The organism is Lentibacillus kapialis (assembly GCF_014646635.1).
In the GTDB taxonomy this organism is placed as follows: Bacteria; Bacillota; Bacilli; order Bacillales; family Amphibacillaceae; genus Lentibacillus; species Lentibacillus kapialis.
In genome coordinates this window covers 19,702-45,098 of the sequence record NZ_BMNQ01000006.1, presented here as the reverse complement: position 1 = coordinate 45,098, position 25,397 = coordinate 19,702, and the positions used below count along the sequence as shown (strand labels likewise).

Sequence of the window (25,397 nt, the reverse complement as noted above, 5' to 3'; positions counted from 1 at the left end):
GACGAAAGGAAAAAGGGGGCAGCCCGAATGAAGGCAGAGCAGCTCAAACAGGAAATCATTGCATACAGCAAGGAAATCGACATCGATAAAATCGGGTTTGCTTCTGCTGATGTATTTGAAGGACTGAAAGAACGGCTGAAGCGCCAACAGGAACTCGGTTACCAGTCAGGTTTTGAAAAAGGATCGATTGAGGAGCGCACTGAACCTGACAGGCTTCTCCCGGAAGCTCAATCGATTATATCAATCGCTTTGGCGTACCCATCCCGTATCAAAGATGGACCGAAAAGCACGAAAGAGGAACGGCGGGGTGTCTTTTGCAGGGCTTCGTGGGGCGTGGATTACCACGATGTTTTACGGGAAAAGCTCAGTAAACTTTCGGCCTTTATCCGGGAAAGAGCACCTGAGGCGTCGACGAAAGAAATGGTTGATACAGGGGAACTGTCCGACCGAGCGGTTGCTGAACGGGCAGGAATCGGCTTCAGCGGCAAAAACACCGCGATGATTACACCTGAATTCGGGTCGTACGTTTATCTGGGGGAGATGATCACAAATCTTCCATTTATTCCGGACACCCCGCTGGAGGATGGCTGCGGGTCATGTACAAAATGTCTTGATGCCTGCCCAACCGGTGCGCTTGTTCAGGGTGGGCAGCTCAATGCTCAGCGATGCCTGGCATTTTTAACCCAAACGAAAGACTTCATGCCTGATGAATTCCGTTCGAAAATCGGTAATTTCATTTATGGATTTGATACATGTCAGGTTGTCTGTCCGTATAACAAAAAAATTGACTTTCATAATCATCCGGAATTTGAACCGGAACCTGATGTCGCCAAGCCAAAACTGAAACCACTTCTCAAGGTCTCAAACCGCGAATTCAGAAATACGTTCGGACATATTGCAGGTTCGTGGCGCGGGAAGAAACCACTACAGCGCAATGCCTTGATCGCTCTGGGTCACTATAAGGATAAAACGGCGGTTGAAGACATCATTGATGTTATGAATCATGACCCGCGGCCGGTTATTCGGGGTACGGCAGCGTGGTCGCTAGGTAAGATCAGTTCACCTGAAGCATTTTCGGCGATTGAAACAGCAATGGGAAAAGAAAGCGACGAACAAGTTTTGGCTGAAATGGAAAAAGGACTGGCGTTTAAATCGGAAGTATCCGGAACCTGAATGAAAACCACTTGAAAAGAGGCGTTGATGATGGGGTTGTATTATGGTGAAATGGAGTCTCCTTTAGGAACAATGACGATTGTCAGCGATGGCTTAAAAATTGTCAGAATTGATTTTGGATCGTTTGTTGAAATTGAAGCCAAACTGCAAAGATGGAGCAAGCGCTATTTTGAAGAGGCCGTATTCATTCAAAAACCTGAAAAAGTTTCTCAAGCTACAGAAGAATTATGTGACTATTTTCAGGAGGGACGACAGAACTTCACATTTGATTACGCATTTTATGGTACCCCTTTTCAGCAGAAGGTTTGGCAGGCGTTGAATGACATTCCATACGGTGATACAAAGACCTATAAAGATATTGCACAAGCTATCCATAACCCGAAAGCTGTTCGTGCAGTCGGCGGAGCAGTCAATAAGAATCCATTCTCAATTGTAGTTCCCTGTCACCGTGTCCTGGGGGCCAATGGCAAATTGGTAGGTTACGGAGGTGGATTGGACAAAAAAGAATTCCTTCTGATACATGAGTCTGAATAAGGTGGTTTGGACAAACATTCTCTCCATATATTGATGATGGAGGGGATTTTTTAATGAAAAAATTACAAGACAGCTGGTTTGATTTTTTTAGGTCCGGTCAACTGGAGAATAATTGGTGGCAGCGGAAGAAGGATTTATATTATGAGCGTGAGGCTGAAATCGTCAAGATAAGCGGCCAGGGAGATATCTATGAGGAGCTCAGGCATTCCGGTCAAGTGATGTATCGTTATTTGCTGCACTTATCATTCCTGGTTAAACAACATAGTCATTTTTTTAGGGAAGAACAAGTGATTCCGTTCCAATTCAGGTGGGAAAATGGGGAAATTATGGAACACCAATCAGTGACACCCCCATTTGAAATGGAGAATGAAATCTCCATCGAATCAGAGTCATTCAGGGAACTTTCAGGCGAACGATTTTCTTATGACCGACGTGCGGCCGTTCAATATGCTGAAAGATGGTGGAACAGTTACAACCCGGCATATCGACGGTTTAATGTCGATTGCACGAATTATGTTTCGCAATGTATGTATGCCGGCGGCGCCCCAATGCGGGGAGCGCCTGACAGGGCAAGCGGCTGGTGGTATCAAAATGACAACTGGAGTTTCAGTTGGGCGGTCGCCCATTCATTACGCTGGTATTTAAGCGGATCAATGTCGGGATTAAAGGGGAAGGAGATGGAACTAGCCCGGGATCTGATTCCAGGTGACATTATTTGTTATGATTTTGAAGGGGACGGTAACTGGAATCATAACACAATCGTCGTGGCAAAAGATGCCAATGATATGCCGCTGGTTAATGCTCATACTGATAACAGCCGTAATCGCTATTGGTCATATGAGGATTCCACCGCATGGACACCGGATATTCAATATAAGTTTTTCCGGATTGGCGAGTAGTGATATAATAGTGGAATTGTAAACAGCAAAAGTTAATTTAGATGAGGAGAATGGAACAGTGAGTTTGCATGTCGTCTTATATCAGCCGGAAATTCCTGCCAATACAGGTAATATTGCAAGAACGTGTCTGTCAGCGAACGCAACATTGCACTTAATTCGCCCGCTTGGGTTTTCCACTGATGATAAAATGGTTCGCCGTGCAGGGCTGGATTACTGGCCATATGTCGATGTTCGGGAATATGATGCTATTGAAGATTTATATGAGGCTTATCCGGATGGGAATTATTATTACATTGAAAATGTTGGGTCTAACTATTACAATGACTGCGATTTAGCCGATACCGATCGGGACTTGTTTTTTGTGTTTGGGCGGGAAGGCAGTGGTTTTCCGGAGGCATTTTTGAAAGGGAAGGAGGACCGGTGCTTGAGAGTTCAAATGGGAGATAGCGTTCGTTCACTTAATTTGGCAAATACGGCGGCGATTATTGTGTATGAAGCTTTAAGACAGCAAGGATTTCCGGGAATGGCATAATGTTTATAATCAATAAAAGCATCGGTTGGCTGCCGATGCTTTATTATACTTCTTAGAAAAACTCGGCATTCGCCTCGCCTTATAGCGAATGCCGAAGCTTTTCTTATAAGGTCATCCATCATTTATACTTTCTGACGTTACAAGAAACAGAAAACCAAGTCAGATTTTTCCTGGCTGACGTTTAGTGGGAAAAGCTTTTCACTTGAAAAGGATTTATTCTATTGGTCGTTCTTGGGCACTCCGGGTTTGGCGTCATAGCCCGCTGTAAAACAGGAAACCAAAAAGGTTACAGTCACAGCCAATATCAGTGCTAGCTTCATGATAATGCCTCCTTGTATCTCATATGTACTCCACCCATTTAATTATAACATGTCCTTATTATATAGGATAATACCTCTGATGTGAACCGTGAGCTCATTCTGCCGCCATCGAACATCCTTTATTCATTTCCGTTGTTTAATTAAATTGGGTACAGGGAATCAATTGAAATGATGTTGTTCAGTTCATTTCATTTCATTTTATGGTATAAATACCGGTATGGCAATGGTTCAGTATGTTCGAATCATTTCATTATTTGGATGCCGGATTCTTTGTTGTTTCGTTGTCGAAAATAGGGTATATTAGTTGATGAAACTGACGCTAAAGTTCTATAATAGCAACAGAGTGTAAAAAGCCGTTTAGCTACGGGATAAAGTTAACTTCTAATGGGGGTATGGATGTGGCACAGAATGAAGAAACCCATGAGGGATTCTGGGATAGTTTTCATGGGCCAAACATGGGTTATATTGAGGAGCAATATGAGTTATACAAAGAAGACCGGAACGCAGTTGATCCATCTTTAATAGAACTTTTTGATAAGCATGGTGCCCCTGAGTGGACAAAATCTGCAAAAAGCTCGAGTCCGGGAACAGTATCTGATCCGGTATCGTCCACTACCGATATTAAAAAACTGACCTCAGCAATGAGACTTGTTGAGGCTATTCGTCGTTTTGGACACCTCGAGGCGGATATTTACCCAGTTGGGCGCGATAAGCGCAGTACAGATATGGCCGATCCGGACACATATGGATTATCTGAGGAAGATTTGCGGAATATACCGGCCACCTTATTGTGGGAAAATGCTCCTGACAGTGTGAATGACGGATTCGAAGTGATCAGGGAACTGAAGAAATTGTATTCCGGGTCGATTACATTTGAATATGATCATGTAAATAGTGATGATGAGCGTGCTTGGTTGCTTAATTATATCGAGTCGGGTAAATACCATACAACCGGAACAGTGGAAACCAAAAAACATCTGCTAGAGCGGCTGGCTCAAGTGGAAGGATTTGAAGAATTCCTGCAAAAGACATTTGTCGGACAAAAACGATTTTCCATTGAAGGTCTTGAGTCGATGATCCCGATGCTTGATCGTGTGGTTAATAATTCAATCGAAGACAAGATTGAACACATTATGATGGGAATGGCGCACCGTGGTCGGCTGAGTGTATTGGCACATGTTCTTGGGAAGCCGTTTGACAAAATCTTTTCCGAGTTTCACCATTCGCCTGATAAAGAATTGATACCTTCCGAAGGTTCATCCGGTATTAATTCCGGATGGACAGGTGATGTTAAATATCATTTTGGCGCAACAAAGGATGTTCAAGAAGACGATGGTACCTCGACACGCATTACGCTTGCCAATAACCCATCACATCTGGAGTTTGTAAATCCGGTTGCTGAGGGTTTCGCACGTGCCGGTCAGGACAGCCGTTTCCAAAAAGGTTATCCAGAGCAGAATTTCAATAAAGCATTGCCTTTATTGATTCATGGTGATGCATCGTTCATTGGTGAAGGTGTCGTAGCAGAAACGCTTAATTTTAAGGGATTGGCGGGCTATCAGACAGGTGGAACCCTCCATATTATTGCAAATAATCTTCTTGGCTATACAACAAACCAGAAGGATGGCCGATCAACACACTATGCAAGTGATTTGGCCAAAGGATTTGAAATCCCGATTGTTCATGTGAATGCTGATGATCCGGTTGCGTGTGTTGCAGCTATGAAAATGGCGTATGAGTATCGTCAAAAATTCCATAAAGATTTCCTAATTGATTTAGTCGGTTATCGCCGTTATGGTCATAATGAAATGGATGAACCACGATCCACCCAGCCGTCTTTGTATCATGATATTGACAATCATCCTACATCAGCAGCTGTTTTTGCTGAAAGATTGCAAAACGAGGGGCTTGCTGAAGAAGATGTGTTAAAAAACATGAAAAGCCGAATCGAGACGAATTTGCGAGAAATTTATGAAAATATGAAGGAAGATGACACAGCTGAAGCGGAAATTAAAAGTATGCCGCATGCTTTAACAAATGGTCTTGACCGTTTTGATACGACTGTTCCGCTGGAAACCTTGAAAAAATTGAACAAAAACCTGCAATCCCGTCCGGAAGGGTTCACTGTTTTCCGTAAATTAAAGCGGATCCTAAGCCGGCGAGATCATGTTTTGGAAGAAGGAAATAAAGCAGATTGGGGTGCAGGCGAAGCATTGACCTATGCGTCAATTTTGAACGATGGCATTCCAATCCGATTAACCGGGCAAGATACCGAACGCGGAACATTCGCCCACAGGCATTTGGTTTTGCATGATGCTGAAACTGGTGAAACTTACTGCCCAATGCATGGACTTGAAGGTGTGGATGTATCATTTGACATTCGCAACAGTCCATTATCAGAAGTCGGTGTTTTAGGGTTTGAATATGGTTACAGTGTTCAGGCACCGAACACACTGGTTATTTGGGAAGCACAGTTTGGTGATTTCTCCAATGCTGCTCAAGTCATTTTTGACCAGTTTATTTCAGCGGCGCGGGCAAAATGGGGCGATAAGTCCAATATGGTTATGTTGCTGCCGCATGGATATGAAGGGCAAGGACCTGAACATTCCAGTGCACGGCTGGAACGTTTTCTGCAGCTGGCAGCTGAAAATAACTGGATTGTTGCCAATGTCACGTCATCGGCACAATATTTTCATCTTATTCGCCGGCAGGCAGCAATGCGCGGTAAGGAAGAAGCACGTCCGTTAATTTTGATGTCGCCTAAAAGTCTGTTGCGCAATCAACGGGTTGCCTCAAGTCCTGAGGAATTTTCAGAAGGCAGATTCGAGCCATTAAAGCAACAGCCGAACCTGAAAGTAAGCAAGAAAAACGCAAGCAGACTCCTGATTGGCAGCGGCAAAGTCATGGTAGATATTGAAGATGCCATTGAAAATTCGGGCGAAACATTTGAATGGCTGCGTGCACTCAGACTCGAACAAATCTATCCTTTTCCTAAAAAACAGCTGGAGAAGGAATTAAAAGAACTGCCAAATTTGAAGGAAATCGTTTGGGTGCAAGAAGAACCCCAGAACATGGGCAGCTGGGATTTTGTTGATGATTATTTGAGAGAATTACTAACCGGGGATCAGACACTAAGATATATCGGCCGGCCGCACCGTGCATCACCTGCAGTAGGTGAACCAAACGTCGATAAGGCAGAGCAGCGGCAAATCATTGAACAAGCAATTAACCTGTCAGAAGGAGGAGATTCCAGTGAGTGAAATTAAAGTTCCGGAACTTGCCGAGTCGATTACAGAAGGAACGATATCCGAATGGCTCGTTAAAAAAGGTGACAAAGTTGAAAAAGGCGATGCGGTTGTAGAACTGGAAACGGATAAAGTCAACGTTGAAGTCAACACCGATTATGCAGGTGTTATAACTGAAATTGTTGCCCAGGAAGGCGATGATGTGGAAGTCGGTGATGTAATCGCCACATTGGATGAGAATGGTAAGGCCGGCGGAAGTGATTCAGATGGAGGGGAAAAACAGGCACCTGCTGAATCCGAAAAATCTGAGGATGACGTACAGACATCGCCAGAGCCGGTTAAAGCAGAAAAAGAGGACAAACAGGATGATTCCTCCGATAGCAGCCAGGATGTCATTGCGTCACCTGCTGCGAGAAAACGTGCCCGTGAACTTGGTATTGACTTAAATGATGTAGACGCTCGTGATCCATTAGGTCGTATCCGCCCGGAAGATGTTGATTCTGCGGCAAAAGGTGGAAACGATCAAAAGGGCTCCAAGCCAGCTAAGAAAGAGGAGCCAAAAACATCAGAGAAGGCGGAGTTTGATAAGCCAGTTGAAAGGGTTAAGATGTCCCGCCGCCGTCAGACCATTGCCAACCGTCTTGTTGAGGTGCAGCAGGAAGCGGCTATGCTGACAACATTTAATGAAGTTGATATGTCAGCTATCATGAAGCTGCGTAATGAGCGGAAAGAGGTCTTCAAAGAAAAGCATGGTGTAAAACTAGGCTTCATGTCCTTCTTTACTAAAGCGGTTATCGGTGCGCTAAAAGAATTTCCGCTGCTGAATGCGGAAATTCAGGGTAAAGAAATTGTTAAGAAAAAGTTCTATGATATCGGTATTGCTGTTTCCACGGAGGATGGACTTGTTGTACCGGTTGTACGTGATGCAGATAAAATGGACTTTGCCGGTGTTGAAAAAGAGATTGGTAATTTAGGTGAAAAAGCAATTAATAAGGAATTGTCTCTGGACGAACTACAAGGCGGAACCTTTACCATTACAAATGGCGGAACCTTTGGTTCGATGCTGTCAACGCCTATTTTAAATTCACCACAGGTTGGTATACTTGGTATGCATAATATCCAAAAACGCCCTGTGGTTATGCCGGACGATTCAATTGAAGTCCGCCCGATGATGTATCTTGCGGTATCATATGATCATCGGATTGTTGATGGGAAGGAAGCAGTACAATTTCTTGTACGTATAAAAGAATTACTGGAAGATCCTTATGATTTACTGCTGGAAGGCTAATTGAGATAAGTAAAACCCTCGCTTTGATGGGCAGTCATGGCGGGGGTTTTTAATATGGATAGTTATTGAGAATTGCTTAATTGGTGTGATTTTGGGAGGTAGTCCAGCTTGTCACTGCTTTCTTACAACGTCAAAAAGTATAAATTATGGATGACCTTATCAGGGAAAATGTTCATACGGCCCCAAGAAAGGGTGGGACACAGCCATGTTAAAGTCCGGCTTTTCCGGGAATAACTAATATAGCTGTATGTTTAAATTTTATATTGCCAGACGTCTGACAACCTGATAAAATCAAGGTTGAAAAAAGCGCTGTTATAAGCAGTTTCAATATTTGCACATGTTCGTTTTAAATAATCACAGGGAGGTTCAACAGTGGATATACTGTTCGGTATTATAGCAATTGCTGTTGTTTTGGGGCTTGCTTATTTGATGTCCAATGATAAGAAAAATATAAACTACCGAGGGATTATAGTCATGCTGCTTGCCCAGCTTGTCATTACCTGGTTCATGTTTAATACACAAATAGGCAGTGCCGTTATCAAAGGAATTTCGGCCGGGTTTAATAAATTAATTGAATTTGGCAAGGAAGGAATCAATTTTGTTGTCGGCGGTATTCAGATTGCAGAAGGTGGGAGTGTCTTTTTCTTTAATGTTCTTCTTCTGATTATCTTTTTTGCCACACTACTCTCTGTTCTGACATACCTGCGAATTCTGCCGCCGATTATTAAATACTTGGGTGGATTATTATCTAAGGTTACCGGCTTGCCACGAGTAGAGTCGTTTAATGCGGTTAACAGTATTTTCTTCGGCCAATCCGAGGCATTGCTGGCGATTAAGACTCAATTCCATCATTTAGATAACAATCGACTGTATATCGTGAGTGCATCGGCGATGGGATCTGTATCGGCGTCAATAGTCGGAGCCTATCTGCAAATCCTTCCCCCTGAGTATGTGCTCGCAGCATTGCCGCTTAATATGTTCAGTGCGTTAATACTTGCTTCGATTATTGCACCTGTAAATATTCCGAAAGAAGAAGACCAGGTGGATGTGCAGGAGGTATCGCATGATAAGAGTATTTTTGAAGCGATGAGCAATGGGGCACTTGATGGCGGAAAAATTGCTTTGATTGTGGCCGCGATGCTGATTGCATTCATCGCCTCATTGGAATTGGTCAATTGGCTGATTCAATTGGTCTTTGCAGGTTTAACATTGCAGGATATTCTCGGGTATATCATCGCTCCGATCGGCATTTTAATGGGTATTTCACCGGGCGAAGTCATCGAAGCAGGCGGTGTTATGGGGACGAAAATCGTAACAAACGAATTTGTTGCCATGCTTGAATTTGAACAAAAGATGGGTGGATTGTCGGAAAAGACAATTGGTATTGTATCGGTGTTCCTGACAAGCTTTGCTAATTTTTCATCGATTGGAATAATCGCTGGAACTGTACAAGGGATTGACAGTAAAAAAGCTGTACAAGTATCCGGATTTGGCATGAAATTGCTTATTGGCGCCACATTTGCGTCTATCCTGTCCGCTACTATTGCAGGTTTGTTTCTATAGCCCTTTATAAAACGCCTGCATTTAGCGTTAAAGGGGAATGCTCCATACACATTGGTCTTCCTTTTTAAGTTTTTTTCCCTTAGTATGGAAGAAGTTATCAAATGCAAGAAAGATGAAAACTCTTGCTTCGTATTGAGAAGGGGTGCTTCGTTTATGAGTGCAGAGAGAATTTTATTTACAGGCGGCGGCACTGCCGGTCATGTAATTGTGAATCTGGCCCTTATACCTGTTTTTCAGAAAGCGGACTGGAAAATTGATTATATTGGTTCAAAAGATGGAATTGAAGGCAGACTGATTGAATCACTCGAGAATGTCACATATCATCCGGTTTCAACCGGTAAGCTGCGCCGGTACATATCAAAAGAAAATATTAAAGACCCATTTAAAGTGTTAAAAGGAATTATGCAGGCATGGCGTATTATTGGCAAACAAAAACCTGCGGTTGTATTCTCCAAGGGCGGTTTCGTTTCAGTTCCGGTTATAATGGCGGCAAAACTGCGCGGTGTACCGGCAGTCATTCATGAGTCCGATTTCACACCGGGACTTGCCAACAAAATTGCGATGCCGTTTGCCAAAAAAGTATTGGCAACCTTTCCTGAAACCATTGACTATCTCCCTGCAAAAAAATCTGAATATGTTGGAGCAGTCATTCGTGATGAACTGTTCGAGGGCGATAAGGAAAAAGGATTGGAATTATGTGGGTTTACCAGAGAAAAACCGGTTTTGCTCATTATGGGCGGAAGCGGTGGGGCTGAGAAAATCAACCGAGCGGTGCGCTCGAGTCTTGACCAGCTTTTATCGGAATTTCAGGTTGCCCACATATGCGGTCAGGGTAAAACGGATCCCTCGGCCGACCGTGATGGGTATGCACAGTTTGAATATGTTCATGACGCGTTAAAGGACCTGTTTGCTGCGGCCGATTTTGTGCTCTCACGGGCCGGGGCAAATGCTATTTTTGAATTTCTGGCACTTAATAAACCAATGTTGCTGGTTCCATTATCAAGGTCGGCGAGTAGGGGTGATCAGATCATAAATGCTCATTCTTTCAAAGAAAAAGGTTATGCACGTGTAATGGAAGAAGAGGACCTGACGGAGGAGTCATTGATTGAGGAACTGTTTAAACTGAAAAAGCAGGCACCTGTCATGATTGACCATATGAAAAACTATAAGAGTGACAAGGCGCGCGACCGGGTGATTGAAATAATTAAGACCACCGGCGGAAAAGCAGCTGAATAAATGGAATGAACTTTAAGGAGAAAACTGCCACCAGTTGAGGTAGTTTTCTTTTTTAATGGCTGTTCACCAAAATCTATGGTTGACAAATCAGAAGTCATTTTGACGTAAGCAGTCGCTTCGGAAAAACACGACGCTTTCCGTGGGCTTGTCCTCAGCTTTCTCGAAAAAGAAGGTCGCTTTTCTGCGGGGGCTTCACACTGCGCATTCCCACAGGAGTCTCCGTGTTTTTTCTCCGCTAGCTAGTTTTACTACCATATTCACTCATTCATTTCATAGTACTTAATGATGTCGATAAAGATCGTATTCTGGCATATATGTTCACTAACAGCACATTATCATTGGATATTTATGTTATATGGGTTTTTATCCGTTTATATGCCATTTGATAAAAAGACGCATATTCATTATGATAAAAAGGTGTTTGCAATCGAAAAAAGCCGCACGATTGCTTCTTTTGTTACCATTCCGGTCAACCCTTCAGTTTATCTTTTTCTTTGCAATATTCAAGTATGAACATCATTTAAAAGTCTTTAAAACAACATGAAAAAGGAGAAATCAAATGAAAAAACTATTAATCTTAGTATCTGTATTGCTTTTATCAGTGATTGCAGCCTGCGGAGAATCCGGTTCAGATGCCAATGAAACAGATGCAGAGGCGTCGGTTGATAAATTAGTTTTTGCTGATGCCGGGTGGAACAGTATACGGGTCCACAATTCTATTGCCAGGAAAATTATAGAAGAAGGATATGGCATTAGTACGGAAGTGACACCGGGATCGACAGCTGCAACTGTACAAGGTTTGCGGGAAGGCGATATTGATATCTATATGGAACTTTGGACGGATAATATCAAAGACGTCTATGATGAAGCAATTGAAGTGGGAGATTTTGAGAAAGTTTCAACCAACTTCGATGACAATGAACAAGGTATTTATGTTCCCACATATGTGATTGAAGGTGATGAAGAGCGCGGAATTGAGCCAATGGCTCCCGATTTAAAGACGGTTGAGGACTTGAAAAACTATCCGGAACTGTTTGAGGATCCGGCTGAACCAGGGAAAGGCCGATTGATTAACGCTCCAAGTGGGTGGTCTGTAGAAAAAGCTATCACACAGAAAATGGAAACATATGGGTTGAATGATACATTTATCAATTTCAAGCCGGGATCAGATGCTGCCATTGTGGCGTCTTTAGCTGACGCGTATGATGCAGGAGAGGCTTGGGTCGGTTACTACTGGTCACCGACTGCAGTGACGGCTAAATATGATTTAACACTGTTGGAGGAGCCGAAATATGATCCGGAAGTCTATGAAGAAACCAAAGGCACCGCATTTCCTCCAAATGATGTCGTGGTAGGTGTTCATAAGGATATACCTGATGCTGCACCGAAAGTTGTGGATTTTCTGAGCAATTATGAAACGACCAGTGCTTTAACAGAACAAGCATTGAACTATATGAACGAAAATGAGGATGCATCTGCTGAAGAGGCAGCTGAATGGTGGATGAACGAAAATGAGGATGTATGGACCAGTTGGGTTCCTGAAAAAGTGGCCAAGAAAGTCAAAAACTCAATGGAATAATCGATGAAAAGCAGCCGGCCCTCCTGGTTGGCTGCTTTGCTATTTTAAAAGAGAGGTGTTTTGCCTATGGACGTATTTCCGGATATAACATTTGAACTCGGTGATTATGTTGAAACGTTTATAAATTTCCTGGATCGAACACTGGAAGGTTTTTTTAACTTCATCTATTTATTTTCTTCTGAGATTATCAATGGAATAGAAGGACTTTTGCTGTTTCTGCCGTGGTGGCTCTTTATTTTGATTATTGTCCTGCTGGGGTGGTATTTTAAATCCATAACAGCAGGTATACTTTATGGTATTTTCATATTTCTGGTCGGAACTTTTGGTCTGTGGGAAGATTTGATGACAACTATTGCCATTGTGATGACGGCTGTCATTATTTCGCTTGCACTTGGCATACCCCTCGGTGTTTGGATGGCCTTCAGCAGAGGCTTTTCAGCAGTTATGCGGCCAATACTTGATGCAATGCAGACCATGCCGAGTTTCGTATATCTAATACCGGCTATTTTCTTCTTTGGTCTAGGTAACGTTTCGGCCATTTTTGCAACGCTCATTTATGCAATTCCTCCGGTTATCAGGCTTACAGAACTGGCTATACGCGGCGTGGATAACGAAGTGATTGAATCGGCTCAGTCCTTTGGCTCATCCAATATGCAAATGCTTTTCAAAATCCAATTACCGCAAGCACTTCCAACCATTATGGCTGGTGTAAACCAGACAACCATGATGGCGCTGGCAATGGTTGTTATTGCATCGATGGTTGGTGCTCAAGGTCTTGGAGAGCAAGTGCTTGTATCAATTAACCAAATTGACGTTGCTTTAGGGTTTGAAGCAGGGATCAGTATCGTATTCCTTGCCATAATTATTGATCGCATAACTGGCGGTGTGGCGGACAAATTCCAGAAGCATAGGAGGATAAGCTAATGGATACAAAAATAAAAATTGATCATGTCTCGAAAATTTTCGGACCCAAACCCAAGTCAGTTATCCCCAAAATAAAAAGTGGCATGAGTAAGGACGAAATATTGGCGGAAACAGGCCATACAGTTGGTGTGTATGACGCATCGATGGAGATAAAACAAGGTGAGACATTTGTGATCATGGGGCTTTCCGGCAGTGGGAAGTCCACCTTGATTCGTTGCTTTAATTTGTTGAATAAACCTACCGATGGTGCTATTTTCATAGATGGTGAAGATATCGTTCATTATAATAAGACGCAGCTTAAAAAAGTTCGTCAGGAAAAAGTGGCCATGGTATTTCAGCATTTTGGGCTATTCAACCACCGGACCATCATGGCGAACGTTGAATATGGACTGGAAGTGCGGAATGTATCTAAGGAAGAGCGCAGGGAAATTGCGCAAAAAAACATCGATATTGTCGGATTAAAAGGGTATGAGGATAAGTATCCGGATGAACTTTCCGGTGGCATGCAGCAGCGTGTCGGTCTTGCGCGGGCACTTGCCAATGACCCGGATGTCTTGTTGATGGACGAACCGTTTAGTGCCCTTGATCCGCTTATACGCCGTGAAATGCAGCTTGAACTGCTGGATATCCAGGAACGCCTGCAGAAAACGATTATTTTCATTACCCATGATGTCAATGAAGCGTTTAAGCTGGGGGACCGGGTTGCTGTTATGAAGGATGGAAAAGTCAACCAAATCGGTACTCCCGAGGAAATTATTGAAAGCCCGGCCAATGATTATATTTCTGATTTCATCAAAGATATTGACCGATCAAAAGTGTTTCAGGCTGAAAATATTATGATTAGGCCAAACGCACTTGTTTCTGTGAAAGATGGCTTAAATGTTGCTCGGAAGGAAATGGAAGAAAACGGTATTTCTAGTGTGTTTGTGGTTGATCGTAGCCGGCATGTCAAAGGGATTGTCACGATTGATGATGTTGTAGAAGGCCTAAAGGACAAACAATCGCTCGAAGACATGATGCGTACAGATATTACCATTGTAGGCCGTGATGAATTTGTCAGTGATTTGATTCCCAAAACGCTTGAATCAAGTTTTCCGTTGGCCGTAGTCAATGAAGAGAGTAAATTAATCGGATTCATACTGCGAGTTCACGTACTGTCCGGATTGGCAGCAAAAGATGTTGAAGAAAGTGTAGAATACCATATGTGATATTAGAAAAACTCGGCATTCGCCTTGCCTTATAGCGTGTGCCGAAGTTTTTTTATAGGCTTATCTATAATTCATACTTTCTGATATTATAAGAAAAAGCCAGTGATGTCCACCGGCTTTTTCTAACGATAAAAAATATATAATGAAGCTTTGCCAATGCCTGATCGAGACGATTTTCAGCGCGAGCGCCTATCTCCTTAGGCTTTTGTTTTATCCTTTCGTAACTAAATCAAGTTTGCCTGTCGCAGGATCAATGACCAGACCGTGAACATTCACATATGACGGCAATAAAGGATGGCTGCGGATAACAGAAGCACTCTCTTTGACAGAATCCTCAACGGAATTAAACCCCTTAAATTCACTTTCCAAATCAATACCACTATGATTTAATGTATTGAGTGTTTCTTCAGTGATACCATTTTCAAGCAGACTTTGCCTAAGTGCCGCCGGATCTGCATGAGACATACCACAATCATGATGGCCGATTACCATAACCCGTTCTGCTTTTAATTCGTATATGGCAACAAGAATTCCTTTCATAATGCTGTCAAAAGGGTTACGAAGAATCGCACCGGCATTTTTAACCATTTTAACATCGCCATTTTTGATATTTAACGCTTTTGGAAGCAGTTCAACTAATCGTGTATCCATACACGTGAAGATGACGGTTCGTTTATTGGGTATATTATCAGTCTTTAGTGGTTCATATTTCTTTTGGTTCACGAATTCCAGATTGTATTCAAGCATTTCATCGAGAAGCAATTACGGTCATCCTTTCTTTTGAGGTGTGTTATTTGAGAATTAGCTTTTCATTGTATAATTGTATCACTCTGGCCTTGATAAATATAGCAATTTCCCAAATTATTGCCAAAAGCACTACCCATGCCCAATAGTCCATAAATGTCCGCTGAAAATGATAAAGTGGTTCAGAAACCGGATAAAATGTATTTTGTTGCATAACTAATGTGAAAGTGTAAAACATGCCAAATGTAAAATTTCGGGACCACTGAGTAACATGATATGTAAAAATAGCCTTATTCCAGCCATATTGTTTGACCCGTTTTACGCCGCGCATCACTTCTACTATTTCAACCATAACCAGTAAGGCAAATACCAAATACCAAAAATAAGTGACAAATCCAGGTGTGAATGTGCTTGTTGTGACAATGGCCAGTCCGGTAATGGACAGGGCGCCATGGATAATGCAATTCGTGTTGGCCCAATCATCTGCGAGCGTCCAGTTATGGTGTCTGATATATCTATTGAATAGCAGTAAAATGCCGGACAGATAAAAAACAATGCCAAGTATGATGATGGCCTCAGAAAAGTAAACGGGAAACTGGAAAAAGACATTATTCAATAAAATAATGATTGATTGTGTACCGACTGTTGAGAGCAGTATAGCACCGTGAACCGGAAAATCCCTGTAATCAAATAATAATTGCTTAAAATTATAAAAGCAATTAACTAAGAAGAAAAGCCATAACAATGTATTGAAAATAGCCATGGTCTGCGTTAATAATAAAATTTCCGGAAAATATCTCAGGAATACGTTGCATAGAACGGATACACCCGCAATCCATGTTCCGATGACAAATGAGTTTACCGGATTTTGAATGAACGGAATAAGAAAGTCTCGGTGAAAGAACTGTATTGATAAATCTTTATAAATGATTACCCATGCGACAAGCAGAAAAAAGGCAAGATACCTTCCGTATTCACTATCAAGGGTTGGGAATGCTTCCACAGCCCCAATCAGAAAAATGCCGCATGCCATGATGATAGCTCCTGAAGCGGGTTCAATTTTATTGTAATGACCTTTTAGAAACATAAACACACACGCCCATATTAAAATTTCTTTAAAAATTATATCATTTTTATATGTTTTTTCATTACAATAATTTAAAAATGTGATGAATATCACATATAAATGTGACGAATTAATGGACAAATGGCTTCGCTGTCCGCTAGTTAAAGATTCAAACTTGACGTTTGAGAATGGTACAATAGATGGGTAGAAAAATTTCTTGACTTATTCATTCAATTCAACCATAGATTTTGGTGTTAACTTAAAATAATTCGTGTGTTAATCAAGGTTTCTGGGTGGTGTTATATGGATAACAATAAACGAAACCGTGACGTTGTTGATGATGATCTGTATGAAGAGCTTGACGAAGACGAATTGTACGATCTTGTAGAGCAGGAACGGGAAAAGGCATTGGCACGTACACGAGAAAATAAAAAACACGCATCGCGGCATCGTTTTCCAAAGTGGGTGTTCTGGCTGATCGCTGCGGTCATGGTGTTGAATGTTGTCTCGCTTATCCCGCGGACATTTTCGATTCCGGCAATCAACTTTTTGGTCTCATCAGCTCAATTGTCTGCACAGGAGGATATTCAAACATATAAAGAGTCGGTGGTTGTTATCGAAGCAGATGGTTCACGCGGGACCGGCTTTTCAATTTCGTCTGATGGGACGATTATAACGAATCATCATGTGATTGAAGACGAAGAATCGGTAACAGTGGCTTACCCCGCGGAAGGACTGTTTTCCGGAAAGGTCGTGGCTTCATACCCTTCAGTGGATTTGGCTGTGTTGGATGTTAGCGGAGAAAAGTTGCCTTATCTTGAACTGGCGGATGCAGCCATGTTTGACCCGGGGGATGAGCAGGTTTTTTTCATTGGGAATCCGATCAGGTTCAGCGGTATAGCCAATAAAGGGAGAGTCCTCGACACCATTGAATTAAGCGGCTGGGATAAACCGGTCGTCATGATGGAAGCTCCGGTTTACCGAGGGAACAGTGGCAGTCCGGTGATTAACCAGGATGGAAAGGTGATCGGTGTTGTATTTGCCACACTGCATCACGAAACACACGGTCGTGTCGGTTTATTTATACCGATTGAGTATTACCATAACCGGCAGGACTGAGATCACTGTTTAAGCCATACTATCTAGGGGAAAAGTATCATAAGAAATATTTATCCGCCATTAAAATAGGAGGTGGCTTCGTGCAGTATTATTTCACAACAGATTTTAACACCTATCATATTGAAGCATCTGATGGAACAATGGGAAAAATTCAGGATTTGTATTTTGATGACAAAAAATGGGTCGTTCGTTATGCGGTATTGGATGCAAGAAAGTGGCTGCCGTCAAGGCGCATTTTACTGTCACCGGCAGCTTTCAGGGCAGTAGATAATGAAAACGAACGTGTCGATGTTCACCATGATAAAGAGACTGTTCGGGACAGTCCGTCGATTCCGGCAGACGCAACACTGTCCAAGGAAATGGAGATGGCGCTGACAGGTTATTATGGTTGGAGCAGGTATTGGCTTGGTGGTATGCTATGGGGAATTGAAGATACACCGCTTGCCCATTTTGAGGATCGTACAGCAAGTGAGGCACAATCACCGAACGAATGGGAGCATAACCTGCGCAGCGTTCAGGAAGCAGCTGGTTACAGAGTTCATGCGAATGACGGAAAGGTTGGGGAGTTGGCTGACCTTATCATAGATGATGCGTATTGGAAGATTCATTATCTTGCTGTTAAGAGTGAAGATATCACTGAGGATAATCCTTTTTATCTGATTAAGCCTGACGATATCCAATCCGCTGATTGGATTGAGGGTGATATATACATTGACATGGATCTCGATGTGGTTAAAAGTCAAGCAAGCTACGGATCAAAAGAAGCGATTATGCGTGAATTATCTTAAACTGAGGAAAATGCAGGATGTCTTATACAAGGCATCTTTTTCATTTTGATGGAATCCAGTAATCGCTCTTACGACATGATCTGCTGGCATGAAAGGGCTAGTAGTTATTGCCATAATGGCGAGTAACCGATTTTTAAAATAAATGTAAAACACCTGTTGTCGAATCAGTATATCTGGTGCGTTATGATAAAAGTTGACTGGAAATATTTTAAAAGATGGTGTAATAATCATGAACGTTAGTGATATACATGACAGCGTGATAATTGAACATGATTCACTGAAAATCACACCCAAAAAGTATCCTTTTATAACGAATATTATAATGCGTGAGGGGGCTGCACGTTGTTAGGCAACCAATCATTAAAAGAAACCCCCCTTGAAGATATGATCATTCTGGCACAGCAAGGGGATCATATGATACAGAATTATCTCTTGAAAAATTACCAGCCATTTATTGCCAGATGTGTTTCTGAAGTATGCAAACGCTATATTGATCCACAGATAGATGATGAATTTAGTATTGGGTTAAATGCCTTTAATGAGGCCATTATGTCTTACTCAGAGGAAAAAGGCAGTTCGTTTCTAACATTCTCCAGACTGGTGGTGAAGCGGAAAGTTATTGATTATATTCGTTACGTGCAAAAGACACCCATGGCCATGTCGCTGGACGAAAGTCATGATGAGGAACAAATGGAGAATCCGATAGAGATTCTTGCAGTTAAAGAATCGTACCGAAAAGAGCAGAGTGCCAGGTTTCTCAGGGAAGAAATTAACGACTTCAAAGAAAAGCTCAAAACTTACAAATTGTCGTTGGTTCAGCTGACAGACGTCTCGCCAAAACATAAGGATGCCCGGGAAACAGCAATTGCTGTGGCGCGGACATTATTTAATAACCCCGATTTAAGAAACTATGTTCGAAAAAAGAAGAAACTTCCGCTTAAGGATTTGGCGAAAATGGTAAATGTCAGTAAGAAAACCTTGGAGCGGAACCGTAAGTTCATCCTGGCCATCTTCATTATTATAGAAGGGGATTACACATATCTTAAGGAGTATCTGAAGGGGGTGGGGTAATGCAGAAAGGTATTGTAATGGAAATGCACCGTGATTACCTGATTGTCATGTGCAAAGATGGAGCCTTCCAGAAGGCGCGGCTGCAGAAAAATGCTGTTGTCGGTATGGAAGTCAGTTACCAGCCGTTTGCCGGCAAACGCCATCCGGTGCTTCATTACAAATCCAATCCGTTTCAATTAATGGCCATTGCGTTTATAGTTCTGTTCATAATACCCGGTTATTTTGTGATGGGTAACGACAAAACATACGCTTGGGTTAATATTTCCATAAATCCGAACATAGAACTGAAAATAGATGATCATTTGAAGGTAACATCCATTAATTTTTTGAATAAGGATGCCGTGTTGTTTGAACAGCAGCTTCAAACATATAAAGGCAGGCATCTGACAGACGTTATCCAGGCAATTATGTCTGAAAGTGAAAAGGCGGACTTGCTGCAGAATGGAAAAAAGATGTTGGCCGGTGTAAGTTATATGACTGATAAACATCAGGTATCGGTTATTAACGAGATTGAAGACTATTTTATGGTACATGACCAGGAATGGGAAATAGTGACAATGAAAATTCCAAAAGAGATTCGTGAACAAGCTCAGAAAAGAGAAGAATCCATGAATCAATTAATGGCAGTCAGTCTTGTAGAACCGCATTTATCCCATAAATCCGACAAGAACAATGAAACTGAAAAGCCTTCCGTGAAAGATACTGAAAGAGAAATTTTACATACACTTTATAATCATATGAATAATCATTCCGGAACTGCTGATAAGCAATAATCGGATAATGCTTTAAGTTAAGATAAACAAAAATCTAGAAAAACACAGTATTCGCCTCGTCTTATAGCGAGTGCCGAAGTTTTTCCGATAAGGTCATCCATTATTTAACTTTCTGGTGTTATTTACAAAAAATACACCGGGCACAGTTGTGTCCGGTGTATTTTTTGATAAAGCGTACTCTCATTTTACTTTATACTTCCATAGCTATAGGAGGCGTGTATTTCATGGCGTGATCAATATAATAAAGCAACTCATCATGTGAATCGATGATTTTAGCCTGCTCAGGTGAGTAATGGTAAGCATGCAGGAAGAGCTGGATCTTTTTGGACAGCATATCATCATTCGTGCGAACCATAAGCACAAGCAATTCGTCCCACTGTCCCCATAGCGTGTAATACAACGCTTTGTCGTAATCCGGAATTTCCATTTTTTGCCCTCCTTCATGTTGGAAAGGATCAGTTATAGTGTCCCCAAATATTATATATATTGTCGCAAACAAAAATGGTGTGCCTGCCATTTTTTGTAACGTCAAATTTTTGACTGATGTTATATGAACAGCTTCGCCCCATTTATAGAACGAAATCCCCGAGTTTTTCTAAGTGAATGCATAACTTTCTTTTACTGTTACATACTAAATTCAAAACAATAAGGAGGGTTTTGAATACAATGAAATGGAAACTTTTAAGCATCATGCTGGCAGTAATATTTGTACTCGCTGCATGTAATGGAAACAATGATAACGGTGGAAATAACGGAGCTGATGATGGTCAGAAGAATAATGACAATGTCGAACAGACGCGTTTCGAAGGTGACAACGATGCGGATAATATGAACAATAATGGCAATCGGACACGAAATAACGATGGCAATAACGGAAATAATGAAAATCAGTATGAATTGGCAGATGAAGCTGCCGAGCGAATAGCCGACAAGGTCGATAGTATCGATAATGCTTACGTTATTAAAACAGACAATAATGCCTATGTGGCTGCAGAATTGGATAGGGATAACAATAATGGCAACAACAACATGAATAACAATATGAACAATAATAACGGAAATAACAAGGCAAATAATAACGGTGCAACCAACAACAATAATAATAACAAAGGCGATGAGATTACAGATGCCGTAAAAGAAGAGATATCCGGTATCGTCAGAACAGTTGACCCGGATGTTGACAATGTTTATGTATCAACAAATCCTGACTTCTTTGATTTGGCCGGTAATTACGCCGATGATGCCGACAATGGTGACCCTGTTGAAGGGCTATTCGATCAGATGGGTAATATGATCGAACGGGTTTTCCCACAGCAGAAGAATGACTAAATATACAGTGGAGATAAATGGGCGGTACAGATGATGTGTCCGCCCATTTTCTTTCTCTGCTATGAACAACCGCTCTGTGTACAGATCTTTTTACAGTTGATGGTTTTAATGTTACGTTAAAAGTTGAAAATGACAAAGGAGCGATAGTCATGGCAGAGAAAATGAATGTGGAAAGTTTCAACCTGGATCATACCAAAGTTGCAGCACCTTATGTTCGTTTGACCGGTGTCACAACAGGCATTAATGGTGATAAAGTATATAAATATGATATTCGGTTTAAACAGCCGAACAAGGAGCATATGGATATGCCGGGGCTGCACTCAATTGAGCATCTAATGGCAGAAAATATCCGCAATCATATGGAAAATGTTTTGGATATTGGGCCAATGGGGTGTCAGACAGGTTTTTATTTGCAAATCCTGAATAATGATAATTATGAGGATGTCGTTGAGGCACTTGAAAAAACCTTCAAAGACGTTCTCGCAGCTGATAAGGTACCAGCGTGCAATGAAGTCCAATGCGGCTGGGCAGCCAACCATAGTCTTGAAGGTGCAAAGACGATCGCTGAAGATATGCTGGCAAAAAAGGATGAATGGGATCAGGTTTTTGCGCAGTAAGAAATGATGAAATAGTTTAACGATCTTTGCAGGGCAGTCTTTTGAAGGGCTGTCTTTTTTTGTAACGTCAGAAAGTATAAATGATGGATGACCTTATAAGCTTCGGCATTCGCCATAAGACGAGGCGAATGCCGAGTTTTTCTAATTGGAGAAATTATGAAAAAGAGCGGAAACATCGGCAGAAAGCAAGAATGCTCGGCAGGTGATGTACTGTGCTGAATGTCTGAATCGTTTTTTTGTTGCAATATATGATAAAATGAAGCAAAACGATTGGAGGAATGAGTGCAATGAGTAAGCAGGCATTGCAATATTTATCTGAAAACCGGGAGCATCTGTTGGATAGGTTACACACATTTTTATCAATTCCGAGTGTCAGCACGGATAGTGTACATAAAAAAGATATTAAAGCAGCTGCTGATTACCTTGAATCTTATTTGAATGAAATTGGCTTCGACCGGTCAGAACAGCAGGATACTGGCGGCCATCCGTTGGTCTATGCTGAATATAACCAGGCGGGACCTGATGCGCCGACTGTTTTGTTTTACGGGCATTACGATGTACAGCCGGTTGATCCGATTGAACAATGGAAGAGCGATCCATTTAAACCCGAGAACAGGAATGGACGTTTATATGCGCGCGGTTCGAGTGATGACAAAGGACAGGTATTCATGCACTTGGCTGTTTTTGAAGCGTATATGAAAACGGAAGGGAAATTGCCGATAAATGTTAAAGTGTGCATTGAAGGCGAAGAGGAAATCGGAAGCGAAAACCTTTATAAAGTGTTGCATGACAAAAAAGAACAATTTGATGCTGATTTTGCTGTTATTTCAGACTCGGGAATGGTTGCTGAAAATCAACCGACCATTTTATATGGCCTGAAAGGATTCACGGGCATCGAAATCAATGTAACTGGCCCTGATCATGACCTCCATTCAGGGATGTACGGTGGAGCAGTCCGGAACCCGATTATGGCGTTAAATCATATACTGGCATCCATGAAAAATGAGGACGAAGTTGTAACGGTGCAAGGGTTCTATGACAGTGTTGAGCCACTCTCCGAAAACGAGAGGGAATTAATTAAAAATGTGCAAGGTGAAAATTACGAAGAATCTACAGGTGTTAGACAAACGGTATCTGAGAAAGGATATAGCGCTAAGGAACATACCATGGCACGGCCAACATTTGAAATAAACGGCATGTACGGAGGGTATCAAGGTGAAGGGACAAAAACAATCATTCCATCAACGGCGACAGCCAAAATTACATGCCGTCTTGTACCCGGTCAGGAGCCACAACACATTCAGGAACTATTGGAAGATCATGTTTATCAAGCAGCACCATCCGGCGTAACGGTTGATGTGAAGAAAGAGAAGCTGTCGGCTAAAGCTTACAAGGTTGAACCTAATCATTCGCTTATTAAAAAAGCTGCTGAAAGTTACACAAAAGCCTTTGGCAAAGAAACAGTTTATGTTCGGATGGGCGGTTCAATCCCGGTTGTTGAGTGGATTGAGGATATTTATAATATGCCAATCATATTGCTTGGGTTTGGCACACCGGATGATCGCCTGCATTCACCAAATGAAAGCTTCCCATTGGACAGTTTCGATAAAGGAATGGAAACATTGGTTCATTACTGGGAAAACGTTAAATAAAAAAACAGGCGTGTTTTGACGAGTAACCGAAATGATGATTTCAATTGACCAGAACTTACAGGGAGAGAAATGAAATAAATGTTAAAACAGAAAAATGTCATCTGGTTAGTTATTTTGTTGGTTATATTGGTGGCGTGCGGAGAGGAAACATCGCACTCCAATGCGCATGGTAGTAAACAGATGGACTTGAGGGGGAAAGAAATGCCAAAGTTCGCAAAGTCAAACCCGCTGCTGATGGCAGATACGTCCTCGCTGCAGCCATTTGCTGATAACACACCGACACAGCAAAAGCCGCTGGATGTTCCGCTAATTAATCAAATGGATCACCCAAGGCTGTACAATGGTTGTGAGGTTTCCAGCTTAGCTATGATGCTGAACTATCATGGATATGACACAACAAAGCATGAAGTGGGTGACAAATTGCCTAGAGTCCCGCTAACTTATGACAATGGTCAAAAAGGGAATCCGAATAAAGGATTTGTCGGAGATATGGAAAATGGACCGGGACTTAGTGTTTATCATGGGCCTTTGCATGAAGTTGCCAAGGAATATGCCGGGGATAATGCTATTGATTTAACCGGAAAGCCTATTGACACATTATATCAGTTTGTTGCACAGGGACTACCGGTATGGGTGATTACGACGGTTAATTTTGTTCCAGTGAATGATTTCAAAACGTGGGACACCCCATCGGGAAAATTGGATGTGACATACAGTGTACACAGTGTTGTTGTCACTGGTTTTGACAAGAACTATGTTTATCTTAATAATCCTTATGGGCAGAAGAATCAGAAAGTGGAAAAGGAAGATTTTGAAGCAGCCTGGGAACAAATGGGTAGCCAGGCGATTGTCATCACAGAATAAAATAGTTTCCGATTGTCCAAATGCGGGTAATATAACAGCATATAAAAATGAAATGAGGGGGGATTTTATGCGGCATGCAGTCGTTACAGGTGTATCAAAAGGATTGGGAGAGTCAATTGTCAAGTTATTATTGGAATCAGGCATTCATGTGACAGGCGTATCCCGGAGCGGGAATGATAAACTTAATGAGGTAGCGTCAGAAAACAGGGTGACTTATCAGCATTTCACATGTGATTTAGGTGACATGAATTCAACAGAAACAACTTTTCGGCAAATCAGTGAAGATATTTTTTCCCAGGAGCCTGATACAGTTTATTTAATCAATAATGCAGGTGTGCTGGAGCCGATTGACCAATCCATGAATACAAAAGGTGCTGATGTTTCCCATCACATCCAGGTGAATACAATCGTTCCAATAGTATTGACAAACTTATTCCTGAAAAGGGCTCGTGAGCGGGATGTTCGATTTATCAGCACTACCATTACCTCAGGAGCTGCCGAACGACCGGTTTATGGTTGGAGTGCTTACTGCTCTTCGAAAGCAAGTATTAATATGTTTACACGAACAGCTGCACTGGAACAGGATCAATTAAAAACGCAAAATAAAGTGATTGCATTTAGTCCGGGAATCATGGATACAGATATGCAAGAGAAAATTCGGCAGAGTGATAAAGACGCATTTATTGAAGTTGACGAATTTCGCAGATATAAACAGACTAATCAATTGAAAGATACAGATACAGTTGGCGGCATTCTGGTTGATATTTTGACGGATGAAACCAGCATTGTGAACGGAAAAATATATTCTGTAACCGACTACCTCTAATACAGCAATATGAAGTGCGAAACCGGGAGATGAAATCACAGTAAATT

General features: G+C 41.9%; 23 protein-coding genes. 20 read left to right on the top strand and 3 right to left on the bottom strand.

All coding sequences use genetic code 11. The features are described 5' to 3' along the window. Positions 1-27 precede the first annotated feature (27 nt). The 11 genes from queG (at position 28) to IEW67_RS04180 (ending at position 14,501) form a co-directional block, all read left to right on the top strand. Complete coding sequence (queG, locus tag IEW67_RS04230) at positions 28-1,173, top strand: tRNA epoxyqueuosine(34) reductase QueG (protein WP_188631815.1); 1,146 nt, start codon at positions 28-30, stop codon at positions 1,171-1,173. Between the two features lie 27 nt (positions 1,174-1,200). After that, positions 1,201-1,707 carry a methylated-DNA--[protein]-cysteine S-methyltransferase gene (locus IEW67_RS04225; protein WP_229671673.1) on the top strand — a complete coding sequence of 169 codons (507 nt, stop codon included), beginning with the start codon at positions 1,201-1,203 and terminating at the stop codon, positions 1,705-1,707. A gap of 53 nt (positions 1,708-1,760) precedes the next feature. Then, positions 1,761-2,606: an amidase domain-containing protein gene (locus IEW67_RS04220; RefSeq protein WP_188631814.1), complete on the top strand. Its 846-nt coding sequence runs from the start codon at positions 1,761-1,763 to the stop codon at positions 2,604-2,606. Positions 2,607-2,664: 58 nt separating this feature from the next. Beyond that, entirely contained in the window at positions 2,665-3,138 is a 474-nt protein-coding gene (locus IEW67_RS04215) for a tRNA (cytidine(34)-2'-O)-methyltransferase (RefSeq protein WP_188631813.1), read from the top strand. A gap of 718 nt (positions 3,139-3,856) precedes the next feature. Then, a complete protein-coding gene (locus IEW67_RS04210) occupies positions 3,857-6,718 on the top strand; it encodes a 2-oxoglutarate dehydrogenase E1 component (protein WP_188631812.1) in 2,862 nt (953 codons plus the stop codon). Continuing rightward, on the top strand, positions 6,711-7,991 hold the full coding sequence (odhB, locus tag IEW67_RS04205; RefSeq protein WP_188631811.1) for a 2-oxoglutarate dehydrogenase complex dihydrolipoyllysine-residue succinyltransferase: 1,281 nt from the start codon (positions 6,711-6,713) through the stop codon (positions 7,989-7,991). Before IEW67_RS04210 ends, odhB begins: the two co-directional genes overlap by 8 nt. A 372-nt stretch (positions 7,992-8,363) precedes the next feature. After that, positions 8,364-9,554 carry a NupC/NupG family nucleoside CNT transporter gene (locus tag IEW67_RS04200; protein ID WP_188631810.1) on the top strand — a complete coding sequence of 397 codons (1,191 nt, stop codon included), beginning with the start codon at positions 8,364-8,366 and terminating at the stop codon, positions 9,552-9,554. Between the two features lie 153 nt (positions 9,555-9,707). Continuing rightward, the gene (gene murG / locus IEW67_RS04195; RefSeq protein ID WP_188631809.1) at positions 9,708-10,790 is read left to right on the top strand and encodes an undecaprenyldiphospho-muramoylpentapeptide beta-N-acetylglucosaminyltransferase; all 1,083 of its coding nucleotides are present in this window, start codon (positions 9,708-9,710) and stop codon (positions 10,788-10,790) included. 559 nt (positions 10,791-11,349) lie between these two features. Next, on the top strand, positions 11,350-12,369 hold the full coding sequence (locus IEW67_RS04190) for an ABC transporter substrate-binding protein (RefSeq protein ID WP_188631808.1): 1,020 nt from the start codon (positions 11,350-11,352) through the stop codon (positions 12,367-12,369). A 66-nt stretch (positions 12,370-12,435) separates the two neighbouring features. After that, positions 12,436-13,293 (top strand): ABC transporter permease, encoded by an 858-nt coding sequence (locus IEW67_RS04185; RefSeq protein ID WP_188631807.1) that lies wholly within the window; start codon positions 12,436-12,438, stop codon positions 13,291-13,293. Next, complete coding sequence (locus IEW67_RS04180; RefSeq protein WP_188631806.1) at positions 13,293-14,501, top strand: quaternary amine ABC transporter ATP-binding protein; 1,209 nt, start codon at positions 13,293-13,295, stop codon at positions 14,499-14,501. The genes IEW67_RS04185 and IEW67_RS04180 overlap by 1 nt, the downstream gene beginning before the upstream one ends. Positions 14,502-14,711: 210 nt before the next feature. Here the strand turns inward: IEW67_RS04180 and IEW67_RS04175 are convergent, their stop codons facing one another. Together IEW67_RS04175 and IEW67_RS04170 are read right to left on the bottom strand one after the other, a co-directional pair. Continuing rightward, entirely contained in the window at positions 14,712-15,248 is a 537-nt protein-coding gene (locus IEW67_RS04175; protein ID WP_188631866.1) for a beta-class carbonic anhydrase, read from the bottom strand. A 43-nt stretch (positions 15,249-15,291) separates the two neighbouring features. After that, the gene (locus tag IEW67_RS04170) at positions 15,292-16,278 is read right to left on the bottom strand and encodes a TDT family transporter (protein ID WP_188631805.1); all 987 of its coding nucleotides are present in this window, start codon (positions 16,276-16,278) and stop codon (positions 15,292-15,294) included. 336 nt (positions 16,279-16,614) lie between these two features. Here IEW67_RS04170 and IEW67_RS04165 point away from each other — a divergent pair, with 336 nt between their 5' ends. From IEW67_RS04165 to IEW67_RS04150, 4 genes are all read left to right on the top strand, one after another. Beyond that, entirely contained in the window at positions 16,615-17,430 is an 816-nt protein-coding gene (locus IEW67_RS04165; protein ID WP_188631804.1) for a S1C family serine protease, read from the top strand. A gap of 80 nt (positions 17,431-17,510) precedes the next feature. Next, entirely contained in the window at positions 17,511-18,218 is a 708-nt protein-coding gene (locus IEW67_RS04160) for a PRC-barrel domain-containing protein (protein WP_188631803.1), read from the top strand. A gap of 342 nt (positions 18,219-18,560) precedes the next feature. Then, complete coding sequence (sigI, locus tag IEW67_RS04155; RefSeq protein WP_188631802.1) at positions 18,561-19,289, top strand: RNA polymerase sigma-I factor; 729 nt, start codon at positions 18,561-18,563, stop codon at positions 19,287-19,289. Beyond that, a complete protein-coding gene (locus tag IEW67_RS04150) occupies positions 19,289-20,062 on the top strand; it encodes an anti-sigma factor domain-containing protein (protein WP_188631801.1) in 774 nt (257 codons plus the stop codon). The genes sigI and IEW67_RS04150 overlap by 1 nt, the downstream gene beginning before the upstream one ends. Positions 20,063-20,252: 190 nt before the next feature. Here IEW67_RS04150 and IEW67_RS04145 read toward each other — a convergent pair whose 3' ends face one another. After that, entirely contained in the window at positions 20,253-20,489 is a 237-nt protein-coding gene (locus IEW67_RS04145; RefSeq protein ID WP_188631800.1) for a YhdB family protein, read from the bottom strand. 239 nt (positions 20,490-20,728) lie between these two features. Between IEW67_RS04145 and IEW67_RS04140 the strand changes: the two genes are divergently transcribed. The 5 genes from IEW67_RS04140 (at position 20,729) to IEW67_RS04120 (ending at position 25,350) form a co-directional block, all read left to right on the top strand. Beyond that, complete coding sequence (locus tag IEW67_RS04140) at positions 20,729-21,391, top strand: YhcN/YlaJ family sporulation lipoprotein (protein WP_188631799.1); 663 nt, start codon at positions 20,729-20,731, stop codon at positions 21,389-21,391. A 149-nt stretch (positions 21,392-21,540) separates the two neighbouring features. After that, positions 21,541-22,008 (top strand): S-ribosylhomocysteine lyase, encoded by a 468-nt coding sequence (locus IEW67_RS04135; RefSeq protein WP_188631798.1) that lies wholly within the window; start codon positions 21,541-21,543, stop codon positions 22,006-22,008. Between the two features lie 287 nt (positions 22,009-22,295). Continuing rightward, a complete protein-coding gene (locus IEW67_RS04130) occupies positions 22,296-23,660 on the top strand; it encodes a dipeptidase (RefSeq protein ID WP_188631797.1) in 1,365 nt (454 codons plus the stop codon). 234 nt (positions 23,661-23,894) lie between these two features. Continuing rightward, on the top strand, positions 23,895-24,524 hold the full coding sequence (locus IEW67_RS04125; protein ID WP_229671677.1) for a C39 family peptidase: 630 nt from the start codon (positions 23,895-23,897) through the stop codon (positions 24,522-24,524). A 67-nt stretch (positions 24,525-24,591) separates the two neighbouring features. Further along, positions 24,592-25,350, top strand: a complete 759-nt coding sequence (locus IEW67_RS04120; RefSeq protein WP_188631796.1) for a (S)-benzoin forming benzil reductase — start codon at positions 24,592-24,594, stop codon at positions 25,348-25,350. Positions 25,351-25,397 lie beyond the last annotated feature (47 nt).

What these genes read in the sequence shown, in the direction of transcription:
- IEW67_RS04185 (WP_188631807.1), top strand. Translation starts at nt 12,436, where the DNA reads ATGGACGTATTTCCGGATATAACATTTGAACTCGGTGATTATGTTGAA.
- IEW67_RS04150 (WP_188631801.1), top strand. Translation starts at nt 19,289, where the DNA reads ATGCAGAAAGGTATTGTAATGGAAATGCACCGTGATTACCTGATTGTC.
- IEW67_RS04140 (WP_188631799.1), top strand. Translation starts at nt 20,729, where the DNA reads ATGAAATGGAAACTTTTAAGCATCATGCTGGCAGTAATATTTGTACTC.
- IEW67_RS04180 (WP_188631806.1), top strand. Translation starts at nt 13,293, where the DNA reads ATGGATACAAAAATAAAAATTGATCATGTCTCGAAAATTTTCGGACCC.
- IEW67_RS04175 (WP_188631866.1), bottom strand. Translation starts at nt 15,248, where the DNA reads ATGCTTGAATACAATCTGGAATTCGTGAACCAAAAGAAATATGAACCA.
- IEW67_RS04135 (WP_188631798.1), top strand. Translation starts at nt 21,541, where the DNA reads ATGGCAGAGAAAATGAATGTGGAAAGTTTCAACCTGGATCATACCAAA.
- IEW67_RS04120 (WP_188631796.1), top strand. Translation starts at nt 24,592, where the DNA reads ATGCGGCATGCAGTCGTTACAGGTGTATCAAAAGGATTGGGAGAGTCA.
- IEW67_RS04130 (WP_188631797.1), top strand. Translation starts at nt 22,296, where the DNA reads ATGAGTAAGCAGGCATTGCAATATTTATCTGAAAACCGGGAGCATCTG.
- IEW67_RS04190 (WP_188631808.1), top strand. Translation starts at nt 11,350, where the DNA reads ATGAAAAAACTATTAATCTTAGTATCTGTATTGCTTTTATCAGTGATT.
- IEW67_RS04220 (WP_188631814.1), top strand. Translation starts at nt 1,761, where the DNA reads ATGAAAAAATTACAAGACAGCTGGTTTGATTTTTTTAGGTCCGGTCAA.
- IEW67_RS04145 (WP_188631800.1), bottom strand. Translation starts at nt 20,489, where the DNA reads ATGGAAATTCCGGATTACGACAAAGCGTTGTATTACACGCTATGGGGA.
- IEW67_RS04225 (WP_229671673.1), top strand. Translation starts at nt 1,201, where the DNA reads ATGATGGGGTTGTATTATGGTGAAATGGAGTCTCCTTTAGGAACAATG.
- IEW67_RS04170 (WP_188631805.1), bottom strand. Translation starts at nt 16,278, where the DNA reads ATGGCATGCGGCATTTTTCTGATTGGGGCTGTGGAAGCATTCCCAACC.
- queG (WP_188631815.1), top strand. Translation starts at nt 28, where the DNA reads ATGAAGGCAGAGCAGCTCAAACAGGAAATCATTGCATACAGCAAGGAA.
- murG (WP_188631809.1), top strand. Translation starts at nt 9,708, where the DNA reads ATGAGTGCAGAGAGAATTTTATTTACAGGCGGCGGCACTGCCGGTCAT.
- IEW67_RS04125 (WP_229671677.1), top strand. Translation starts at nt 23,895, where the DNA reads ATGGCAGATACGTCCTCGCTGCAGCCATTTGCTGATAACACACCGACA.
- IEW67_RS04165 (WP_188631804.1), top strand. Translation starts at nt 16,615, where the DNA reads ATGGATAACAATAAACGAAACCGTGACGTTGTTGATGATGATCTGTAT.